14 protein-coding genes and 1 pseudogene are annotated in these 14869 nt (G+C 70.0%); 9 read left to right on the top strand and 6 right to left on the bottom strand.

Going from position 1 to position 14869, the window contains the following annotated elements:
• Positions 1-582 precede the first annotated feature (582 nt).
• Positions 583-1734 carry a CobW C-terminal domain-containing protein gene (locus BLR49_RS12685; RefSeq protein ID WP_092538186.1) on the bottom strand — a complete coding sequence of 384 codons (1152 nt, stop codon included), beginning with the start codon at positions 1732-1734 and terminating at the stop codon, positions 583-585.
• A gap of 49 nt (positions 1735-1783) precedes the next feature.
• Between BLR49_RS12685 and rpmB the strand changes: the two genes are divergently transcribed.
• The 7 genes from rpmB (at position 1784) to purU (ending at position 4608) form a co-directional block, all read left to right on the top strand.
• A complete protein-coding gene (gene rpmB, locus BLR49_RS12680; protein ID WP_092538184.1) occupies positions 1784-2020 on the top strand; it encodes a 50S ribosomal protein L28 in 237 nt (78 codons plus the stop codon).
• On the top strand, positions 2020-2193 hold the full coding sequence (rpmG, locus tag BLR49_RS12675) for a 50S ribosomal protein L33 (protein WP_092538182.1): 174 nt from the start codon (positions 2020-2022) through the stop codon (positions 2191-2193). The genes rpmB and rpmG overlap by 1 nt, the downstream gene beginning before the upstream one ends.
• Positions 2193-2498 carry a 30S ribosomal protein S14 gene (rpsN, locus tag BLR49_RS12670; RefSeq protein ID WP_092538180.1) on the top strand — a complete coding sequence of 102 codons (306 nt, stop codon included), beginning with the start codon at positions 2193-2195 and terminating at the stop codon, positions 2496-2498. The genes rpmG and rpsN overlap by 1 nt, the downstream gene beginning before the upstream one ends.
• A 40-nt stretch (positions 2499-2538) precedes the next feature.
• On the top strand, positions 2539-2790 hold the full coding sequence (locus BLR49_RS12665) for a type B 50S ribosomal protein L31 (protein ID WP_092538178.1): 252 nt from the start codon (positions 2539-2541) through the stop codon (positions 2788-2790).
• 30 nt (positions 2791-2820) lie between these two features.
• Entirely contained in the window at positions 2821-2943 is a 123-nt protein-coding gene (gene ykgO / locus BLR49_RS12660) for a type B 50S ribosomal protein L36 (protein ID WP_017194831.1), read from the top strand.
• Positions 2944-3037: 94 nt separating this feature from the next.
• Positions 3038-3574 carry a P-loop nucleotide/nucleoside kinase family protein gene (locus BLR49_RS12655; protein WP_092538176.1) on the top strand — a complete coding sequence of 179 codons (537 nt, stop codon included), beginning with the start codon at positions 3038-3040 and terminating at the stop codon, positions 3572-3574.
• Positions 3575-3732: 158 nt separating this feature from the next.
• Entirely contained in the window at positions 3733-4608 is an 876-nt protein-coding gene (purU, locus tag BLR49_RS12650) for a formyltetrahydrofolate deformylase (RefSeq protein ID WP_092538174.1), read from the top strand.
• Between the two features lie 84 nt (positions 4609-4692).
• Here purU and BLR49_RS12645 read toward each other — a convergent pair whose 3' ends face one another.
• The 4 genes from BLR49_RS12645 to argF all read right to left on the bottom strand — a co-directional run bounded on the left by BLR49_RS12645 (position 4693) and on the right by argF (position 11555).
• Positions 4693-6303, bottom strand: a complete 1611-nt coding sequence (locus BLR49_RS12645; protein WP_092538172.1) for a trypsin-like peptidase domain-containing protein — start codon at positions 6301-6303, stop codon at positions 4693-4695.
• 163 nt (positions 6304-6466) lie between these two features.
• Positions 6467-8305, bottom strand: coding sequence for a 2-succinyl-5-enolpyruvyl-6-hydroxy-3-cyclohexene-1-carboxylic-acid synthase (gene menD, locus BLR49_RS12640; protein WP_092538170.1), 1839 nt, complete (start codon positions 8303-8305; stop codon positions 6467-6469).
• Positions 8302-9477 carry an o-succinylbenzoate synthase gene (locus tag BLR49_RS12635; RefSeq protein ID WP_092538190.1) on the bottom strand — a complete coding sequence of 392 codons (1176 nt, stop codon included), beginning with the start codon at positions 9475-9477 and terminating at the stop codon, positions 8302-8304. The genes menD and BLR49_RS12635 overlap by 4 nt, the downstream gene beginning before the upstream one ends.
• Before the next feature lie 1022 nt (positions 9478-10499).
• Positions 10500-11555 (bottom strand): ornithine carbamoyltransferase, encoded by a 1056-nt coding sequence (gene argF / locus BLR49_RS12625; RefSeq protein WP_092538166.1) that lies wholly within the window; start codon positions 11553-11555, stop codon positions 10500-10502.
• 337 nt (positions 11556-11892) lie between these two features.
• On the opposite strand from argF, the gene BLR49_RS12620 reads away from it, so the two are divergent.
• Complete coding sequence (locus BLR49_RS12620; RefSeq protein ID WP_092538164.1) at positions 11893-12594, top strand: NUDIX hydrolase; 702 nt, start codon at positions 11893-11895, stop codon at positions 12592-12594.
• Between the two features lie 54 nt (positions 12595-12648).
• Here BLR49_RS12620 and BLR49_RS12615 read toward each other — a convergent pair whose 3' ends face one another.
• Positions 12649-14049: an arginine deiminase family protein gene (locus BLR49_RS12615; RefSeq protein WP_092538188.1), complete on the bottom strand. Its 1401-nt coding sequence runs from the start codon at positions 14047-14049 to the stop codon at positions 12649-12651.
• A 608-nt stretch (positions 14050-14657) separates the two neighbouring features.
• Here BLR49_RS12615 and BLR49_RS12610 point away from each other — a divergent pair.
• Positions 14658-14869: pseudogene (locus BLR49_RS12610) on the top strand (IS481-like element ISAar28 family transposase); the annotation flags it as partial.

Below are 14869 nucleotides of genomic sequence, written 5' to 3'. Positions count from 1 at the left end.
GATGGAGTCGACCCCGCGCGAGCGGGGATGATCCGGCACCAAGCTCAAGGCCGACGTCATGCTCAACGTCGACCCCTCGCGAGCGGGGATGATCCGCAGCCGCGACCGGCATGGCCACACCTGACCACGTCGACCCCTCGCGAGCGGCGATGACCCCGGCAATGGCGGCGTGCCGAAGTCGAGCAGCCCGTCATCCCCGCGACTCACCGCCTGCGCGCCGAAAGTAGTGCCGTCGAGTTCACCGGTCTTGTACCACCCGGGTAGAGATGATCCAGGACCGCGAATACCACCCGCGAGAAAGCCCCGAGGCGCTGCGTATCGACACCGCCATGACCGATTCGCAGGACGCCGCCGCTACTATCCGCGCTGCCGTGACGTGCCGTCGCTCCCCGGTGGTGACCACCTTTTCGCCAGTCGCGACGACGACCCCATGCTAGCGCCGACGGCGCGGCGGGGCCAGGCATGACCGACGGCGCGGTTGGCCGCGAATGCCGGATCGCCGGGTGCGGCCACCGCGCAGGCACGACTCCATTGCTTCGCCCAGTCCGCTTCGCTCAGTTTTACTCGGTCTGTTCTCCCCAGTCACTCTCGCCCGAACCAGTCCTCCAGTCCATCGGGAGCGCCTACCCATGCGAGTGCATCTGGGAGTTCGTCCGGGCGCAGCAGGATTCTGTGAAAGGCGTCCGCCACACGCGCGCATTGAGCCTCGTCGGCGACACCGGTGACCACCAGGTGACAGTGCGGAGCATCGGGGGCACGCCCACTCCGTCCGACGGCGGACTGCGCCAACTCACCGACGAGCATTCGCGGCGCGGCATCCCAGGACCCGGCGTCTCCCACGCTCACCACCCCGCCGGCCACCTCCCAAGTGCACACGCGCCCGGGTCTGCTGGGCAGCCAGAAGCAGCCACGGGCGAGCAACCCGTTTCCGGCCAGGTCGGCCACGAACTCGCGTAGGCGGACAGGATGGAAGGGCAGCTCGGATGACAGGTCCAGGGTGCGCACCCCGTGGTCGTCGGGACCACCCCACGCCCTGGTGGTGGCGGGGTGAACGCGAGCCAGTGCGGAGTCAGCATCATGCCGCACGCTCAGCAGCTCCGGCAGCAGCTCCGCATCCAGACCGGGCAGCAACAGCGTGTCGTGAGGCCTTAGGTGCTCCACCAGGTCCCGGCCAACCGGATCCTCACCCAGTGCAATCACCACGTCCGCGTAGCCGACGGCGACCATGTGAATCTCACCCGCGCACCGCCCGTCACCGGCGTATGCCTCGCCTGCCAACGCCGACAGAGGCCTGTGCTCAAGCAGATCAACCGCAGCCGAATCGGCATTGATGACATGCGCGACGCCCGCCAGTGTCGCGCCCGGGACTGAGGCGAGCTCTTCGGCGAGGCCCGGAACCAGGTGGACCAGTTCCACGCCCACCGGCAGCAGGATCACCGTGGCACCGTCCGAGTCCAAGCGCACACGATCCTCCGCGACGGCGACCAGCACCTCACGCAACGAGCAGGTCCAGCACTCCGTGGGCCGGGGAATGTCGATAACCGAAGACCTACCGAACGTCGCGTCCGAGCCGGAGTCCAGTGTTGACTCTGCGGCGAGCCGGATGACTCCCCGCTCTCCTTGGTCGGGCAGAAGCGTCGCTCGCAGAACGAGAGCCCTCTCGCCATGGAGAGCGAGAGCTGTCAGGTCCAGCAGCACGGGATCGACTGCGCTGATGATGGTGAGGCAGTGCACGGCACCTCCAGTTGACGACAATGAGAATCGTTCGCATATAGTGCCTGCCATGATCCGCTACTGCCAAGTCACAGGCGCCCGCCCCTCCACCGGGTACTCAATCTCACACTCTCATCGCCGCACCAAGCGGCGCTGGCTGCCCAACCTGCAGACCAAGCGCTACTGGGTCCCGTCCCTGGGGCGCACGGTCAAGCTCAGGGTCAGCGCCAAGGGCATCAAGATCATTGACGAACAGGGCATCGACGCCGTAGTCGCGAGGATGCGCGCGCGGGGGGAGCGAGTCTGATGGCATCACCCAAAGGCAGGGATCTGCGTCCGGTCATCAAGCTGGTCTCCACCGCCGGTACCGGATACACGTACGTCACCCGTAAGAACCGCCGCAACATCCCCGACCGCCTGGTGCTGCGCAAGTACGACCCGGTCGTGCGCCGCCACGTGGAGTTCAAGGAGTCGCGCTGATGGCCAAGAAGTCAAAACTCGCCGCCGACGCGCGCCGACGGCGTACCGTCGCCCGCTACGCCGAGCTGCGCGCCGAGCTGAAGCGTGCCAGCGTCAACCCGATGCTCCCCGTCGACGAACGGAAGGCCGCCATGGCCGCCCTGCACGCACTGCCCCGTGACGCCTCCCCCACCCGGGTACGTAACCGCGACACCGTAGACGGGCGTCCCCGCGGATTCGTCCGCAAGGCGGGAGTCTCTCGCGTCCGCTTCCGCGAAATGGCGCTCCGCGGCGAGCTGCCCGGCATCACCAAGTCCTCCTGGTAACACCTCCATCAACCACCTAGACAGCCTCAGGAGTCACACCATGCGTCCAGGAATTCATCCCGACTACCACCCGGTGGTCTTTCGCGACAAGGCCGCCGACTTCGCCTTCCTCACCCGTTCCACCATCGACTCCTCCCAGACCATCCAATGGGAGGACGGCAACACCTACCCGCTGGTGGATGTAGAGATCTCCAGCGCCTCGCACCCGTTCTGGACCGGTAGGGGCCGCATCCTGGACACGGCCGGACGGGTGGAGAAGTTCGAGAGGCGCTACGGCAAGCGCACCCGCTGAATACGCAACACACCAACGACAGGAGACAGCATGAAGGTTCGCGCCTCCATTCGCTCACTGGCCAAGCAGCCCGGCAGCAAGGTCGTACGGCGCCGCGGCCACACCTACGTCATCAACAAGAAGAACCCGCGTTTCAAGGCCCGCCAGGGGTGAGCGGAAGACGCGGGTGGGCCGCGCAATCCGTCTCCCGGCCCACCCGGTCTTCACGATCTCGGCAGCCATGATGCCCGAAGCGTAGGCTCGATACATGCCGTCTTCTCATCGTGTCCTGGTTGTACTCGGCGGGCTGCCCGCCACCGGGAAGTCCACCGTGGCTCGCGAACTCAACCGTGACGGAGCATTCGCCTACATCCGCATCGACGCTATCGAGCAGGCGCTTAAGGACTCCGGCGAAATGGGCAGCGGCGGCGTCCAGGGCTCCGGATACGCTGTGGGTTACGCCGTTGCAGGAGACCTACTGGACGGCGGTAACGACGTCCTCGCCGAGTGCGTGAACCCGCTGCCACTGACCCGCGAGGCATGGCAGGCAACCGCCCGGACCCACGATGCGGCCCTGGTTCAGATCGAACTGGTGTGTTCCAACCCCGCAACTCACCGCCTGCGCGCTGAGAGCCGTACCGTCGACGTCCCCGGCCTTGACCTGCCCGGCTGGCAGGCCATCCAACAGCGCGAATACCACCCGTGGGACGCCGTCGACGTGCTGCGCATTGACACCGCAGCGATCAGCCCGCAGTCCGCTGCCGAGCTCATCCGCACGGCTGTGCGCACTGTCAAGGTCACCTGACCCTTGCGAGACCCGCTACCTGACGCCGTCATCAGGTAGTGCCCGCAAGACGCTTGCTGAGCTTCCCGCGCCTGCCGCTGGGATTAAATCAAGGAATGCATGGGCAGACGCGGGACGGCCTGTGCGCAGCACCCGCCCCACCCGGCTACCCTCCTGCCATGACCACGCCCGTCCCCACCGCGCCCGCCGACGCGCAGCACCTCGTCCTGACCCTGTCCTGCCCCGACCGCCCCGGGATCGTCAACGCCGTCTCCGGCGCGCTGGCCCGGCGCGGCGGAAACATCACCGAGTCCAAGCAGTTCGGCGACGAGGTCTCCGGCCTGTTCTTCATGCGCGTGCAGGTGCAGACCACCGTTGCCCGCGAGGAGCTGGAGAAGGATCTGGCCGAGCTGGCCCGCACCTATTCCATGACCTGGTCGCTGGACGAGGTCGGCCGCCCCATGCGCACCCTGATCATGGTCTCCAAGGAGGGGCACTGCCTGACCGACCTGCTGTTCCGCGCCCGCAGCCAGGGTCTGCCGATCGACGTCGTCGGCGTGGTCGGCAACCACGAGGACCTGCGGCCGGTGGCCGACTTCTACGGGGTCCCCTTCCACCACATCCCGGTGAGCAGGGAGACCAAGGCCGACGCCGAGGCCCAGCTGCTGGAACTGGTGGACTCCCTGAACGTCGAACTGGTGGTGCTGGCCCGCTACATGCAGATCCTCTCCCCCGCCCTGTGCGAGCGCCTCCACGGCGGAGTGATCAACATCCACCACTCCTTCCTGCCGAGCTTCAAGGGCGCCAACCCCTACCGGCAGGCGCATGAGCGCGGCGTGAAGCTGATCGGTGCCACCGCCCACTACGTCACCCCCGACCTGGACGAGGGTCCCATCATCGAGCAGGACGTCACCCGTGCCGGCCACGAGGACTCCGTGGAGACCCTGCGCGCCAAGGGGCAGGACGTCGAGCGCCGGGTACTCGCCCAGGCGGTGCGCTGGCACGCCGAGCACCGGGTGCTGCTCAACGGCCACCGCACCGTCGTCTTCGCCTGAGCCCTCCGGCGAAGTGGCCGGGGCGCGCAGCGCGCGCCCCGGCCACTTCAAAGCCCCATCCCAATAGGGATGCTCGGCCTCGGCTCAGGAGTCCTGGCGCTCCTTGAGAGTCGCCGTAGCCTCGATCTCCTCGCCGTCGCGAATGACGGTCAGCGTCACCTCATCACCGGCGGAGTACTGGCGCACGAATCCGGTCAGGGCGGCCGCCTGGCTGGTGGCCTTCCCGTCGATCGCGGTGATGACGTCGCCCGCCTTGATGCCGGCCTGATCCGCGGGAGAACCGGACTCCACATCGCCGACCTCTGCGCCTGCACGAGTCACACCGTCGGAAGTCGTAGCACCGCCGTCTCCGATGGACACGCCCAGGTAGGCGTGCGTGGCCGCGCCGCTCTCGATCAGCTGGTCGGCGACCTTCTGCGCCAGGTTGGAGGGGATCGCGAAGCCGATACCGATCGACCCGGCAGAGTCCGAGGAGCTCGACATGGTGGCGATCGAGCTGGTGATGCCGATGACGGCGCCGGTGTCGTCGAACAGCGGACCGCCGGAATTGCCCGGGTTGATGGCCGCGTCGATCTGGATGGCGTTGGTGTACACCTGTGTGGTGGTGGTCTGCGACTGCCCCAGCAGGCCGCCTAGCGGGTCGGGCATGGCGGAGCCGCCCTGGTTGGAGGTGTCGGTCTCCTCCTGGACGGTCACCACCGGCCGGTTGAGGGCTGAGATGATGCCGGTGGTGGCCGTGGAGGACAGCCCCAGCGGATTGCCGATGGCCATGACGTTCTCGCCGGTGACCAGGTCGTCGGAGTTGCCGAACTGGGCTACCGTGAGGTCGTCGGGCGAGTTCTTGAGCTGGATGACGGCCAGGTCCGTGGCCGGGTCGGTGCCGGTGGTCTCCGCCTCGTAGATGCGCCCGTCCGCGAGCGTCACCTGGATCTGGGTGGCGCCTGCCACCACGTGGTTGTTGGTGATGATGTGGCCGGAGGAGTCGTAGATGACGCCGGAGCCTACGGCCGTGCCGTCGTTGACGGCCACGGTAATGGCGACGACGGCGTTGGACACGGCCGCGGTGACCGCCTCCCAGTCGGGGGCGGTGCCGGTGGAGGAGACCGTCTGCGTGGTGGAGCCGGTTGCGATAGCCGTCGGCGCGGAGGACGAACGGGCGGTGTCGTCACCGTCGCCCAGGTAGTGGACGGCGGCCACGGCTCCACCGGAGGCGAGCAGCGCGGTAACCAGGGAAGTGGCGATGACGCCACCCCAGCCCGGTCCCCGTCGCCTGCTGCCCGAGTCGGGGGCGGCGGGGGTCAGGGGCTGGTAAGGGGGCTGGGCGCCGGCTCCCCCGGAGCTCTGCGCGCTCGGCTGCTGGTACGAGGTCTGGTAGGCGCCCGCGCCGGAGGGCGGGTTGGTGGGCTGTCCGTAGGACCATGAGTCGGCTCCCTGTCCGCCCTGCCCGGACTGCCCATAGGGGGAGGCTGCGGAGGTTGAGGCGGGAGTGCGGCCGAAGTTGTAGCCGGCCGGCGGCTGGGGGGCGGAGGTGTAGGGCGAGGAGGGGTTCGATGAGCCGGAACCGCCCACGCCGCCGGAGCCGCCATAGCCGGGGCCGGACAGGCGCGCCGTCGCGTCTCCGCCCAGCTGCTGCGTCTCGTCCCCGGACGGCTGCTCGGCGTCGTCAGATGCGGCGAAGGGATCGTTCGTAGTCATGACTCTCCTCCTCGGGCTGTCGGCCCGCTCAGTAGACGACTCTCACCCAATACATACGACCTGAACCATCACCGACACTAGTCTGGGACTTACCTGTGAAAGCCGTGTTGGCGCTTGATCTCACACGCCGGGGCCGGCAAGGCCCCAGCCGCTCCCCGCAAAACTATGCGTGCACGTGTATCACGCTGAGCCCCCGCACCGGCTCCGCCAGCAACTCCCGCAGCGCATCGAGATCGGCGGGCCGGTGAACCGTGGCGCCCAGGGCGGCGGCAAGAGTGCCGGGGTCGGTTGCCTGCGGCGTGCTGAAGTAGCGGGCGAAGTCGGCCGGCGGGATGACGTGCGGATACTCCAGGGTGGAGAAGATGGCGCCCCCGCCGTCGTCGATGACGACTACCTGCAGGTCCGGCTCCGCCTCCAGGTGTCCGCGGGACAGGCTCATGGCGTCATGCAGGAAGGCGAGGTCGCCGACGACGACGCGCACGGGACCGGCGGTGACGGCGGCACCGAGTGCGGTGGCGAGGGTGCCGTCGATACCCGCCAGTCCCCGGTTGGCGATCGCGGCCGGCGCGGGACCACGGGCGGGTGCGGCCAGCCGGTCCAGGCGGCGGATGGTCATGGAGGAGCCGACGACGAGCAGGGGCGCGTCTTCTAGGGCCTCACGGGCGGCGTCCCATACGGCGGTGACGGCGGCGTCCGCGGTGAGGGTTCCGGCGGTCGGCGGCGCGTCGGCTGCGGGCAGGGCGGCGACGGCGGCGCGCCAGCGCCCCGTCCAGCCGCGCGGGCCCGGGCCGAGTTCAAGGGCGGCGGCCAGCTCGGCGGGTGGCGGTGGGACGGCCGTGTCGGTGCCGACCGTGGCCATGTCCCCGCGAGCGGGCGGCACCGCCGCCACTGCGCGGAGCGGCAAGACGGATGCGACGGCGCCCGCCACGTCGGTCCAGCGGGCCGTGGAGGTCAGCGCGTCGATGCGCAGGTCCGAGCGGGCGAGCAGGGCGCTGATCGGCCGGGTGAGGCTGGGATGCCCGGTGACCACGACGCGTTCAACCCGCTGGGCCAGCTGCGTGCCCCGGCGGGAGCGCAGCAGTTCGGCGTAGCGGGTCAGGGCCTGGGGACCGCCGCGCGCCCCAGAGGTCGGCTCGGCCAGCAGGGGCCAGTCGAGGTATTCGGCGAGGGCGCGCGCGTACCGGCCGGAGGCGTCCACGCTGTCACCGGCGATGACGATGCCGCGCTCCGCCCGGCGCCGGGGCCGGGCGCCCGCCGCGGGCGCTGTCCCGCGCGGCGGGAGGCGCAGGGACGCCGGAACGTCGGCAACCGGGTCCGGAGCCGGTGTGGCGGCGTCGGTCGGGGAGGCGGAGGTGCCGCCGATTTCGAGGGCGAGTGGCGGCCGGAAGCGGACGTTGAGCTGTACGGGGCCCGGATCGTTGGTCAGGGCGCCGGTGGCGGCGTCCACCGCCCTCCGCACCTGCCCGGCCAGGGCGCAGGTACCGGCCGACTCCCCCAGGTCGGCGGTGATGTCGGCGGGCAGGTCGATCACCGTGCGCGGCCCGGCCCCGAAGATGCGGGTCTGCTCGGTGGTCTGGTTGGCGCCGGTGCCGACCGCCTCGTGGGGCCGGTCTGCGGTCACCAGCAGCAGGGGCACGCCGGCGGCGTCGGCCTCGGCGACGGCGGGGTGCAGATTGGCCACGGCGGTGCCGGAGGTGGTGACCACGGCGGCGGGGCGGCGGCTGCCGGACAGCAGTTCGGCGCGGGCGCAGCCCAGCGCCACGAAGCCGGCGGTGCGCTCGTCGAGCACGACGCGCACCCGCAGCGCGCCGTCGCGTTCGGCGGCGGTCAGCGCGGGAACCAGGGGCGCGGAGCGGGAACCGGGCGCAAGCACCACCTGCCGCACGCCGGCGCGGATCAGGGCGGACACGATGGCGCGGGCGGCGAGGAGCGACGGCGGGGCGGGTGCGCTCTCCGGAGAACGGAGCGGGCCAGTACCTGCGGGGTCGGTGGTGGCCCTCATAGACGCAGTCCCGCCACGGCGCGACCGGGGTCCGCGACCTCGCGCTCGCGTCGGCGTTGCAGGGCGGCGGCGATGTGGGCCAGGCGCGCCTGCCAGCGTGAGGTGACCTCGGCGTCGGCGGACGCTGAGCGCAGCAGCGCCCGTGAAACGTGCACGGGACGCACCGGGAGGGCACCGTTGGCGGGAACCGCGGAGGGGACGGCTACGTCGCGGGCGAGCAGCCGGACCGTGCCCAGTCCGCAGGCGTGCTCCAGCTCGGGCAGGGCGGCCGCGAGCGCGACGCCCGCGCCGATGCCGACGCTGGTGTCGATGGCGGAGGAGACGACGGCGGGCAGGCCCAGGCGCTCGACCAGGGCCAGGCAGCGGCGCACGCCGCCGAGCGGGGCGACCTTGAGGACGGCCACGTCGGCGGCGTCGAGCCGGGTCACGGCCAGCGGGTCGGCGGACAGGCGGATCGACTCGTCGGCGGCGATGGGAATGTTCACCAGTCGGCGCAGGTCGGCGAGCGCCTGGGTGGAGCCGCAGGGCTGTTCTACGTACTCCAGGCCCTGGGCGGCGGTGTCCAGCAGGGGCAGGAGCTTGCGGGCGGTCTCCAGGTCCCAGGCACCGTTGACGTCGATGCGGATGCGGCCGCGCGGGCCGATGGCGTCACGCACCGCCTCGATGCGCTCCATGTCGGCGGCCAGGGCCTGGCGCTCCGAGAGGCGCGCACCGGTGACCTTGATCTTGACGGTGACGGGAACGGCGTCGGGCCGACGGGAGGCGCTGCGGGCGGGGCCGGTGGCGGTGCTCGCCCCGGCCGCGGCGATCAGGGCGCGGGCCCGGTCGGGGGCGACGGCGGGAACGGTGATGTTGACGGGGACGGTCTGGCGGTAGCGGGGCAGGTCGGTAGTCCCGACTGTGGCCTGTTCGAGGGCGGCGGCCAGCCAGGGGGCGCAGGCGTCGGCGTCGTAGTCCCAGAAGGGGGCGAGTTCGCCCCAGCCGGCCGGCCCGTGCAGGAGCACGCCGTCGCGGCGGGTCAGCCCGCGGAAGGGGGTGCGCATGGCGACATCCCAGACGACGGCCTGGTCGATTCCGGCCAGCAGCCGCCCGCCGACGCCGGCGCGCAGGGCGTCCAGATCGAGTTCGCCGCGGGCGCGGGCCGACGCGGACGCCGGGCCGCGGTTGGGGATGGTCACGCGGACAGGATAGCCAGGCGGCGGGGTCGTGACGGCGGGGCGTGACGATCAGTGCCTAATGGCAACCGATTCGGCCGTCAATCCTTGTCCATGCCGTAGAACACCTTGCTGGCGGCATCGACGGCGTTGTCCTGCCTGGTGACCGTCTCCAGGCCAGTGAGTCGCTGGGTCTGCGAGGCGGCGGCGTTGGTGAGCGCCAGCAGCGGCGGCTCGTAGGATGCGAGTTCGCCGCTCAGTTCGGCTCCCGTCGCCGCGATCGGTATTACGAGGATCGTGTCGGCGGCAACGGGTTCGGGGATCGGGTACGAGGCGCGCAGTACAGTGAGCGGGAGAGTATTGCCAAGGTGGCGGACCCGCGAAGAAGGGCAGCAGCCAGCGGTCCCAAGTCAATACGAGTAACACCATGCCCACCAGGTATATCGCCATTGGAGACAGGCAGCGCACCCAGAGGCTGATCCGGTCCGCGAAGCATGCCATCACCGTCGGAGTCACCAGTCCCGCGAAGAACGGTGCCGCCAAGACAATCCCGTCCCACGGAGCCGGCCAACACCTCGGGTAGGTGCATGTCCCATAGGTCCCCGCACCCGCCATTAGGAGAATAATGAACGCCATGCAAACAGCACTCAGCGCTACCACGGCCGCCGCCACAACATCATAACGGCCCTTGGTGCGCCACTTCGGAATGAGAGCAAAACCGAGCGCCGCCTCCAGCGTAGAGCGTCACCAGACAAAAGTGAATGTTCCATCCCCCTTCATTATCCGCGTGACCATCCCGCTGTCGGCCGCCATATTCGGCCGTACCACCGAAAGGCCTGAGGCCACGGCAGCCCTATGCGCACCCCACAGCAGCAGCGCGAACCCGGCCAGCACCATGACTGTCCGCAAGATGAAACCGAGCCCAACCAGAAGCCACTCGTGAACCTTTGCGTCAGTCCTCATCTTCCATCGCCTATATCGATATTGCTCCAGCCGCCTCCACAGATTCCCTAAACCTCCGGATGACCGGAGGTCCCAGATCAGTCGGCCTGCGCCGTCGCGGCCGGGTCGCCGAGAGTGGCGACCATGACGGCCTTGATGGTGTGCATGCGGTTCTCGGCCTGGTCGAAGACGATGGAGGCCTCGGACTCGAAGACGTCCTCGGTGACCTCCAGGCCGTCCATGCCGGTGGCCTGGTAGATCTCCTCCCCGATCGTGGTCTCACGGTTGTGGTAGGAGGGCAGGCAGTGCATGAACTTGGCCTGCTCCCCGGCCTTGGCCATCAGGGCGGCGTTGACCTGGTAGTCGCGCAGCAGCTCGATGCGCTCGTTCCACACGTCCTTGGGCTCCCCCATGGAAACCCAGATGTCGGTGTGCACGAAGTCGACCCCGGCCACGCCCTCGTCCACGGACTCGGTGAGCGTGATGCGCGCGCCGGTGTCGGCGGCCAGAGCCCGGGCGGCGGCGACGCACTCGTCGTCGGGCCACAGCGCCTCGGGGGCGACGATGCGCACGTCGGCGCCGAGCAGGGCACCGGCCACCAGCAGGGAGCGACCCATGTTGAAGCGGGCGTCGCCGACGTAGGCGTAGGAGATCTCGCCCGCGGGCTTGTCGGTGTGCTCCAGCATGGTCAGGCAGTCGCACAGCATCTGGGTGGGGTGCCAGTCGTCGGTGAGCCCGTTCCAGACGGGCACGCCCGACAGCTCGGCCAGCTGGGCAACCTTGGCCTGGGAGTCGCCGCGGTACTCGATGCCGTCGAACATGCGTCCCAGCACCCGGGCGGTGTCCGCCACGGACTCCTTGTGGCCGATCTGGGAGCCGGAGGGGTCCAGGTAGGTGGTGTGGGCGCCCTGGTCGTGGGCGCCGACCTCGAAGGAGCAGCGGGTGCGGGTGGAGGTCTTCTCGAAGATCAGGGCGATGTTCTTGCCCACCAGGTGCCGGGCCTCCCGCCCGGCCCGCTTGTCCGCCTTCAGCTGCGCCGCCAGGCCGATCAGCGTCATCCACTCCTGCGGCGTGAAGTCGAGCTCACGCAGAAAGCTGCGGCCCCTCAGCGAGGCGAGGACGGCGGAGTCGGGGGCCGGGATGGCGGCGGGCATACGGGGGTCCTTTCAACGCAGCGAGTCGAGTCGAAGCAAGGCTACCGGCTGGCGCACAACATCCCCACACCTCCCCCGCGGGAATGACCATCACTCCATGGGACCCGCACGCGACAAGGACGTCGCCCCGGGATATGACAGGCAGAAAAGTGTCCATACTCGGGACAAACGGGCTTGCAGCCAGGAACTCCGATCTCGGGAACCGCAGAATCAAGCCATTTCGTTGTGCCAGCTTGGGGTGACCAACGGCGTTTGTCCCGATTCTGGACACGTTCTCCGGCCGTCCAGAGAGGCGCCGAGCCGATACTTGGCGGGCAGGGGGACGTAGCCTCGCCCCATGGGAGTGGTTGACGATCTTCGCCGAGTGGTGGCGGCGGCGCCCCGCCTGGACGGGCTGGAGTCGCGGCGAGAGCGTGCGCGGAGACTGAGGTCTTCCGGGGGCGCCCTGCGGCGCTCGGCCGTCCTCGTCCTGTTCGGGGTGGGCGAGCAGGCGGCCTCCCGTGGGGTGCACGCCGACGGCGAGGGCGCGTCGGTGGGCGACCTCGACGTCGTCCTCACGGTGCGCTCCGAGGCGCTCAGTCACCACCCAGGCGAGGTTGCCTTCCCCGGCGGCGGGCTGGAGCCGACCGACGACGGCGATCCCATGGCAGCGGCCTTGCGCGAGGCGTGGGAGGAGACGGGCATTGAGCCGTCCGACGTGACCGTGCTCGGCATGCTGCCGGAGGCGGCGCTGACCGCATCGGCGAACCTCGTGACCCCGGTGCTCGGCTGGTGGGCGTCACCTCGGGACATGCGGCTGGACGGTACGGAAACGAGGTGGGCGACGCGGGTGGGGGTGGGCGCGCTTGTGGATCCGGCAGCACGGCGGACGTGGGTGCTGGAGCGCGGTGGCCATGTGTGGCGCGGCCCCGCCTTCATCACCGGCGACGACGGACCGCTCGTATGGGGCTTCACCGCTGCGGTGCTGTCCACGGTGATCGACGTCGCGGGCTGGGCGGTACCGTGGAACGAGGGCCGAGAGATCAGCGTCAGAGGGTGAGCGTCACGCGCCTCAATCGCCTCGGACACCCGAGCGAGCTCGGCGTCGGCCGTCTCAGACGGCGTCGCGGGTGACGGGGCAGGTCATGCAGTGGGCGCCGCCGCGACCGCGCACCAGCTCGACGCCGGGCGTCTCGATGACCTCCACGCCCGCCCGGCGCAGCACGTCGTTGGCGCTCTGGTTGTGGGCGTAGCCGATGACCCGCCCCGGCGCCAGGGCGACCACGTTGCAGGAGTCGCGGGACAGCTCGCGCAGCGCCTCGGCCTCGTCGGACATGTCGGGGCTGATGACCTTGAAGGCGTCGATGCCGGCGGCCCGGGCGAGGACGGCGTCCATGTCTCCGCCGTCGTGGACGGTGACGTGCAGGGCGGAGCCCTTGGTGGAGCCGTGGTTGGCGCCGGGCTCGATCTCCACGGTGGTGACGTCATTGAAGCCTGAGAAGCGCAGGTAAGTGTCGGGGGCGACCATGGTCATGAGCGTGTCCAGGTGCATGACGGCGTCGAGCTCGGTGTAGAAGGCGCGGTCGGGCATGTGCACGCCGATGACCCGGTCGGCGACGCCGTCGGCGAACAGGCGGGTGGCCAGGCGCTCCACGCCCGCTGCCGACGAGCGGTGGGTCAGTCCCATGACCAGGGTGCGGTTGCCCAGCACCTGGAAGTCGCCGCCCTCAACGGTGGCCGGGGAGGCGCCGTGCGGCTCCACCCACAGCGGGCCGCGCTCCCCGGAAGTCCGCTCCGACGACGTCGACGACGGCGCGCCCGGAAGCGGGGCGAGGTCGATCCGGCCGGCGAAGGCGGGGTGGAAGCGGTAGACGGCCTCATAGTTGACGGCCTCGCGGCGGCGCGGGGCCAGCGCCATGGTGTTCACGGACACGCCCCCGTACAGCCAGGAGGAGGTGTCCCGGGTGAACAGGTGGTTGGGCAGGGGGGTTACCACGAACTGCCCCTCCAGGGTGGACAGGTAGGTGGTGGCGAACAGGGTGGCGGCGTCGGCGGGGTCCAGGCGCTCGCGCAGCTCGTTGCGGGTGATGCCGGCCAGGAGGACCTCGGCGAGTTCGGCGTCGGGCAGGCCGCCCAGGAAGTCGATGAGCACCTCGGAGGTGGACACGCCTACGGCCTGCGGGCCGACCGTCTCCTCCAGGACCAGGCGGCGGGCCTCCGGGACGGCCAGGGTCTCGGTGAGCAGGTCGCGGAAGTCGTGGACGATCACGCCCTCGGCGCGCAGGATGGCGGTGAAGGCGTCATGCTCGGCCTGGGCGCGGGCGATGTTCAGGGCGTCGTCGAACAGCAGGGAGTTGGCGTTGATAGGCGTGATACGGGCGATTTCCCGCCCGGGCCGGTGGACGATGACCTCGCGCAGGCGGCCGGTCTCGGAGTCGACCCGCCCGCCGCCGGCGGAGCGCGGGATGACCGTGCGGTCGGCGGGGTCCGGGACGGTCTGGGGGCTCTGCGTCATGAGCGTCATGGGCACAGGCTAGCCGGGTCGAGCGGCGGGCGTGTGCGCGAGCACTGTGAGCCGGGCATGTTGCGCGCCTCGGGCGCCCCGCCGTGAGACGGAATGTCCGAGTTCGGCGCAAACGACTCCGACGTTTCCTGCGACCGCGGGCAAAACGTTGGAATCATGGGGTATCAGAAACGGACCCAGCGGTCGCCAACGGCCTTTGTGCCGATCCTGGACACTCTGGGGTGCTACGCACGGGAACGAGCACCCAGCGACGGGCTGCGTAGGCGGGTAGACCGCTCACATGCCCAACGTCACCCCGGACTCCAGCGCCGCACCCTCCGGGCAGCTGGTTTGTGCCCGCCCGGGACTCCCGGCTCTGCGCCCGGCGCGCTGGCCGACGGCGGTGGGGCCAGCCGGGCCCGGCGCCCGCACCTGTCCCAGACCCCTACTTGGAGCGACTCCCTCCAGTTGGACCCCGAATCGGCGGTTGGACCGCCCAGCTGCGGATGGACCGTCTTAAACGCGCTGTTATGTCTCAGGACATCGGTGACAGTTCTGCCTCAGGACATCGGTGACAGTTCTGGGGTGTTTGGTGGTGACACTTCGGGTCGGATTGGGGCATGAGCTCAACGAACCGTCGTGTTGATCCGCGTGTGCGTCTGGCGATCGTCCGGTGGCCGGATGACGCCCCGCGCGGGGCGGTGACCACCTTCTGCGCCGAGCAGTCCATCTCCCGTAAGACCTTCTATGCGATCCGCGCCCGCGCTCGTACCGAGGGCGAGGCCGCGGCTCTTGAGCCTGGCTCCACCAGGCCGCGTAGGAGTCCGTCGGC

Origin of the sequence: Actinomyces ruminicola (genome assembly GCF_900103885.1) — a bacterium.
Taxonomy (GTDB): domain Bacteria; phylum Actinomycetota; class Actinomycetes; order Actinomycetales; family Actinomycetaceae; genus Actinomyces; species Actinomyces ruminicola.
This window is presented reverse-complemented; position numbering and strand designations above follow the sequence as displayed.

What these genes read in the sequence shown, in the direction of transcription:
- purU (WP_092538174.1), top strand. Translation starts at nt 3,733, where the DNA reads ATGACCACGCCCGTCCCCACCGCGCCCGCCGACGCGCAGCACCTCGTC.
- ykgO (WP_017194831.1), top strand. Translation starts at nt 2,821, where the DNA reads ATGAAGGTTCGCGCCTCCATTCGCTCACTGGCCAAGCAGCCCGGCAGC.
- rpmG (WP_092538182.1), top strand. Translation starts at nt 2,020, where the DNA reads ATGGCATCACCCAAAGGCAGGGATCTGCGTCCGGTCATCAAGCTGGTC.
- BLR49_RS12645 (WP_092538172.1), bottom strand. Translation starts at nt 6,303, where the DNA reads ATGACTACGAACGATCCCTTCGCCGCATCTGACGACGCCGAGCAGCCG.
- menD (WP_092538170.1), bottom strand. Translation starts at nt 8,305, where the DNA reads ATGAGGGCCACCACCGACCCCGCAGGTACTGGCCCGCTCCGTTCTCCG.
- rpmB (WP_092538184.1), top strand. Translation starts at nt 1,784, where the DNA reads ATGATCCGCTACTGCCAAGTCACAGGCGCCCGCCCCTCCACCGGGTAC.
- BLR49_RS12620 (WP_092538164.1), top strand. Translation starts at nt 11,893, where the DNA reads ATGGGAGTGGTTGACGATCTTCGCCGAGTGGTGGCGGCGGCGCCCCGC.
- BLR49_RS12665 (WP_092538178.1), top strand. Translation starts at nt 2,539, where the DNA reads ATGCGTCCAGGAATTCATCCCGACTACCACCCGGTGGTCTTTCGCGAC.
- rpsN (WP_092538180.1), top strand. Translation starts at nt 2,193, where the DNA reads ATGGCCAAGAAGTCAAAACTCGCCGCCGACGCGCGCCGACGGCGTACC.
- BLR49_RS12655 (WP_092538176.1), top strand. Translation starts at nt 3,038, where the DNA reads ATGCCGTCTTCTCATCGTGTCCTGGTTGTACTCGGCGGGCTGCCCGCC.
- BLR49_RS12615 (WP_092538188.1), bottom strand. Translation starts at nt 14,049, where the DNA reads ATGACGCAGAGCCCCCAGACCGTCCCGGACCCCGCCGACCGCACGGTC.
- argF (WP_092538166.1), bottom strand. Translation starts at nt 11,555, where the DNA reads ATGCCCGCCGCCATCCCGGCCCCCGACTCCGCCGTCCTCGCCTCGCTG.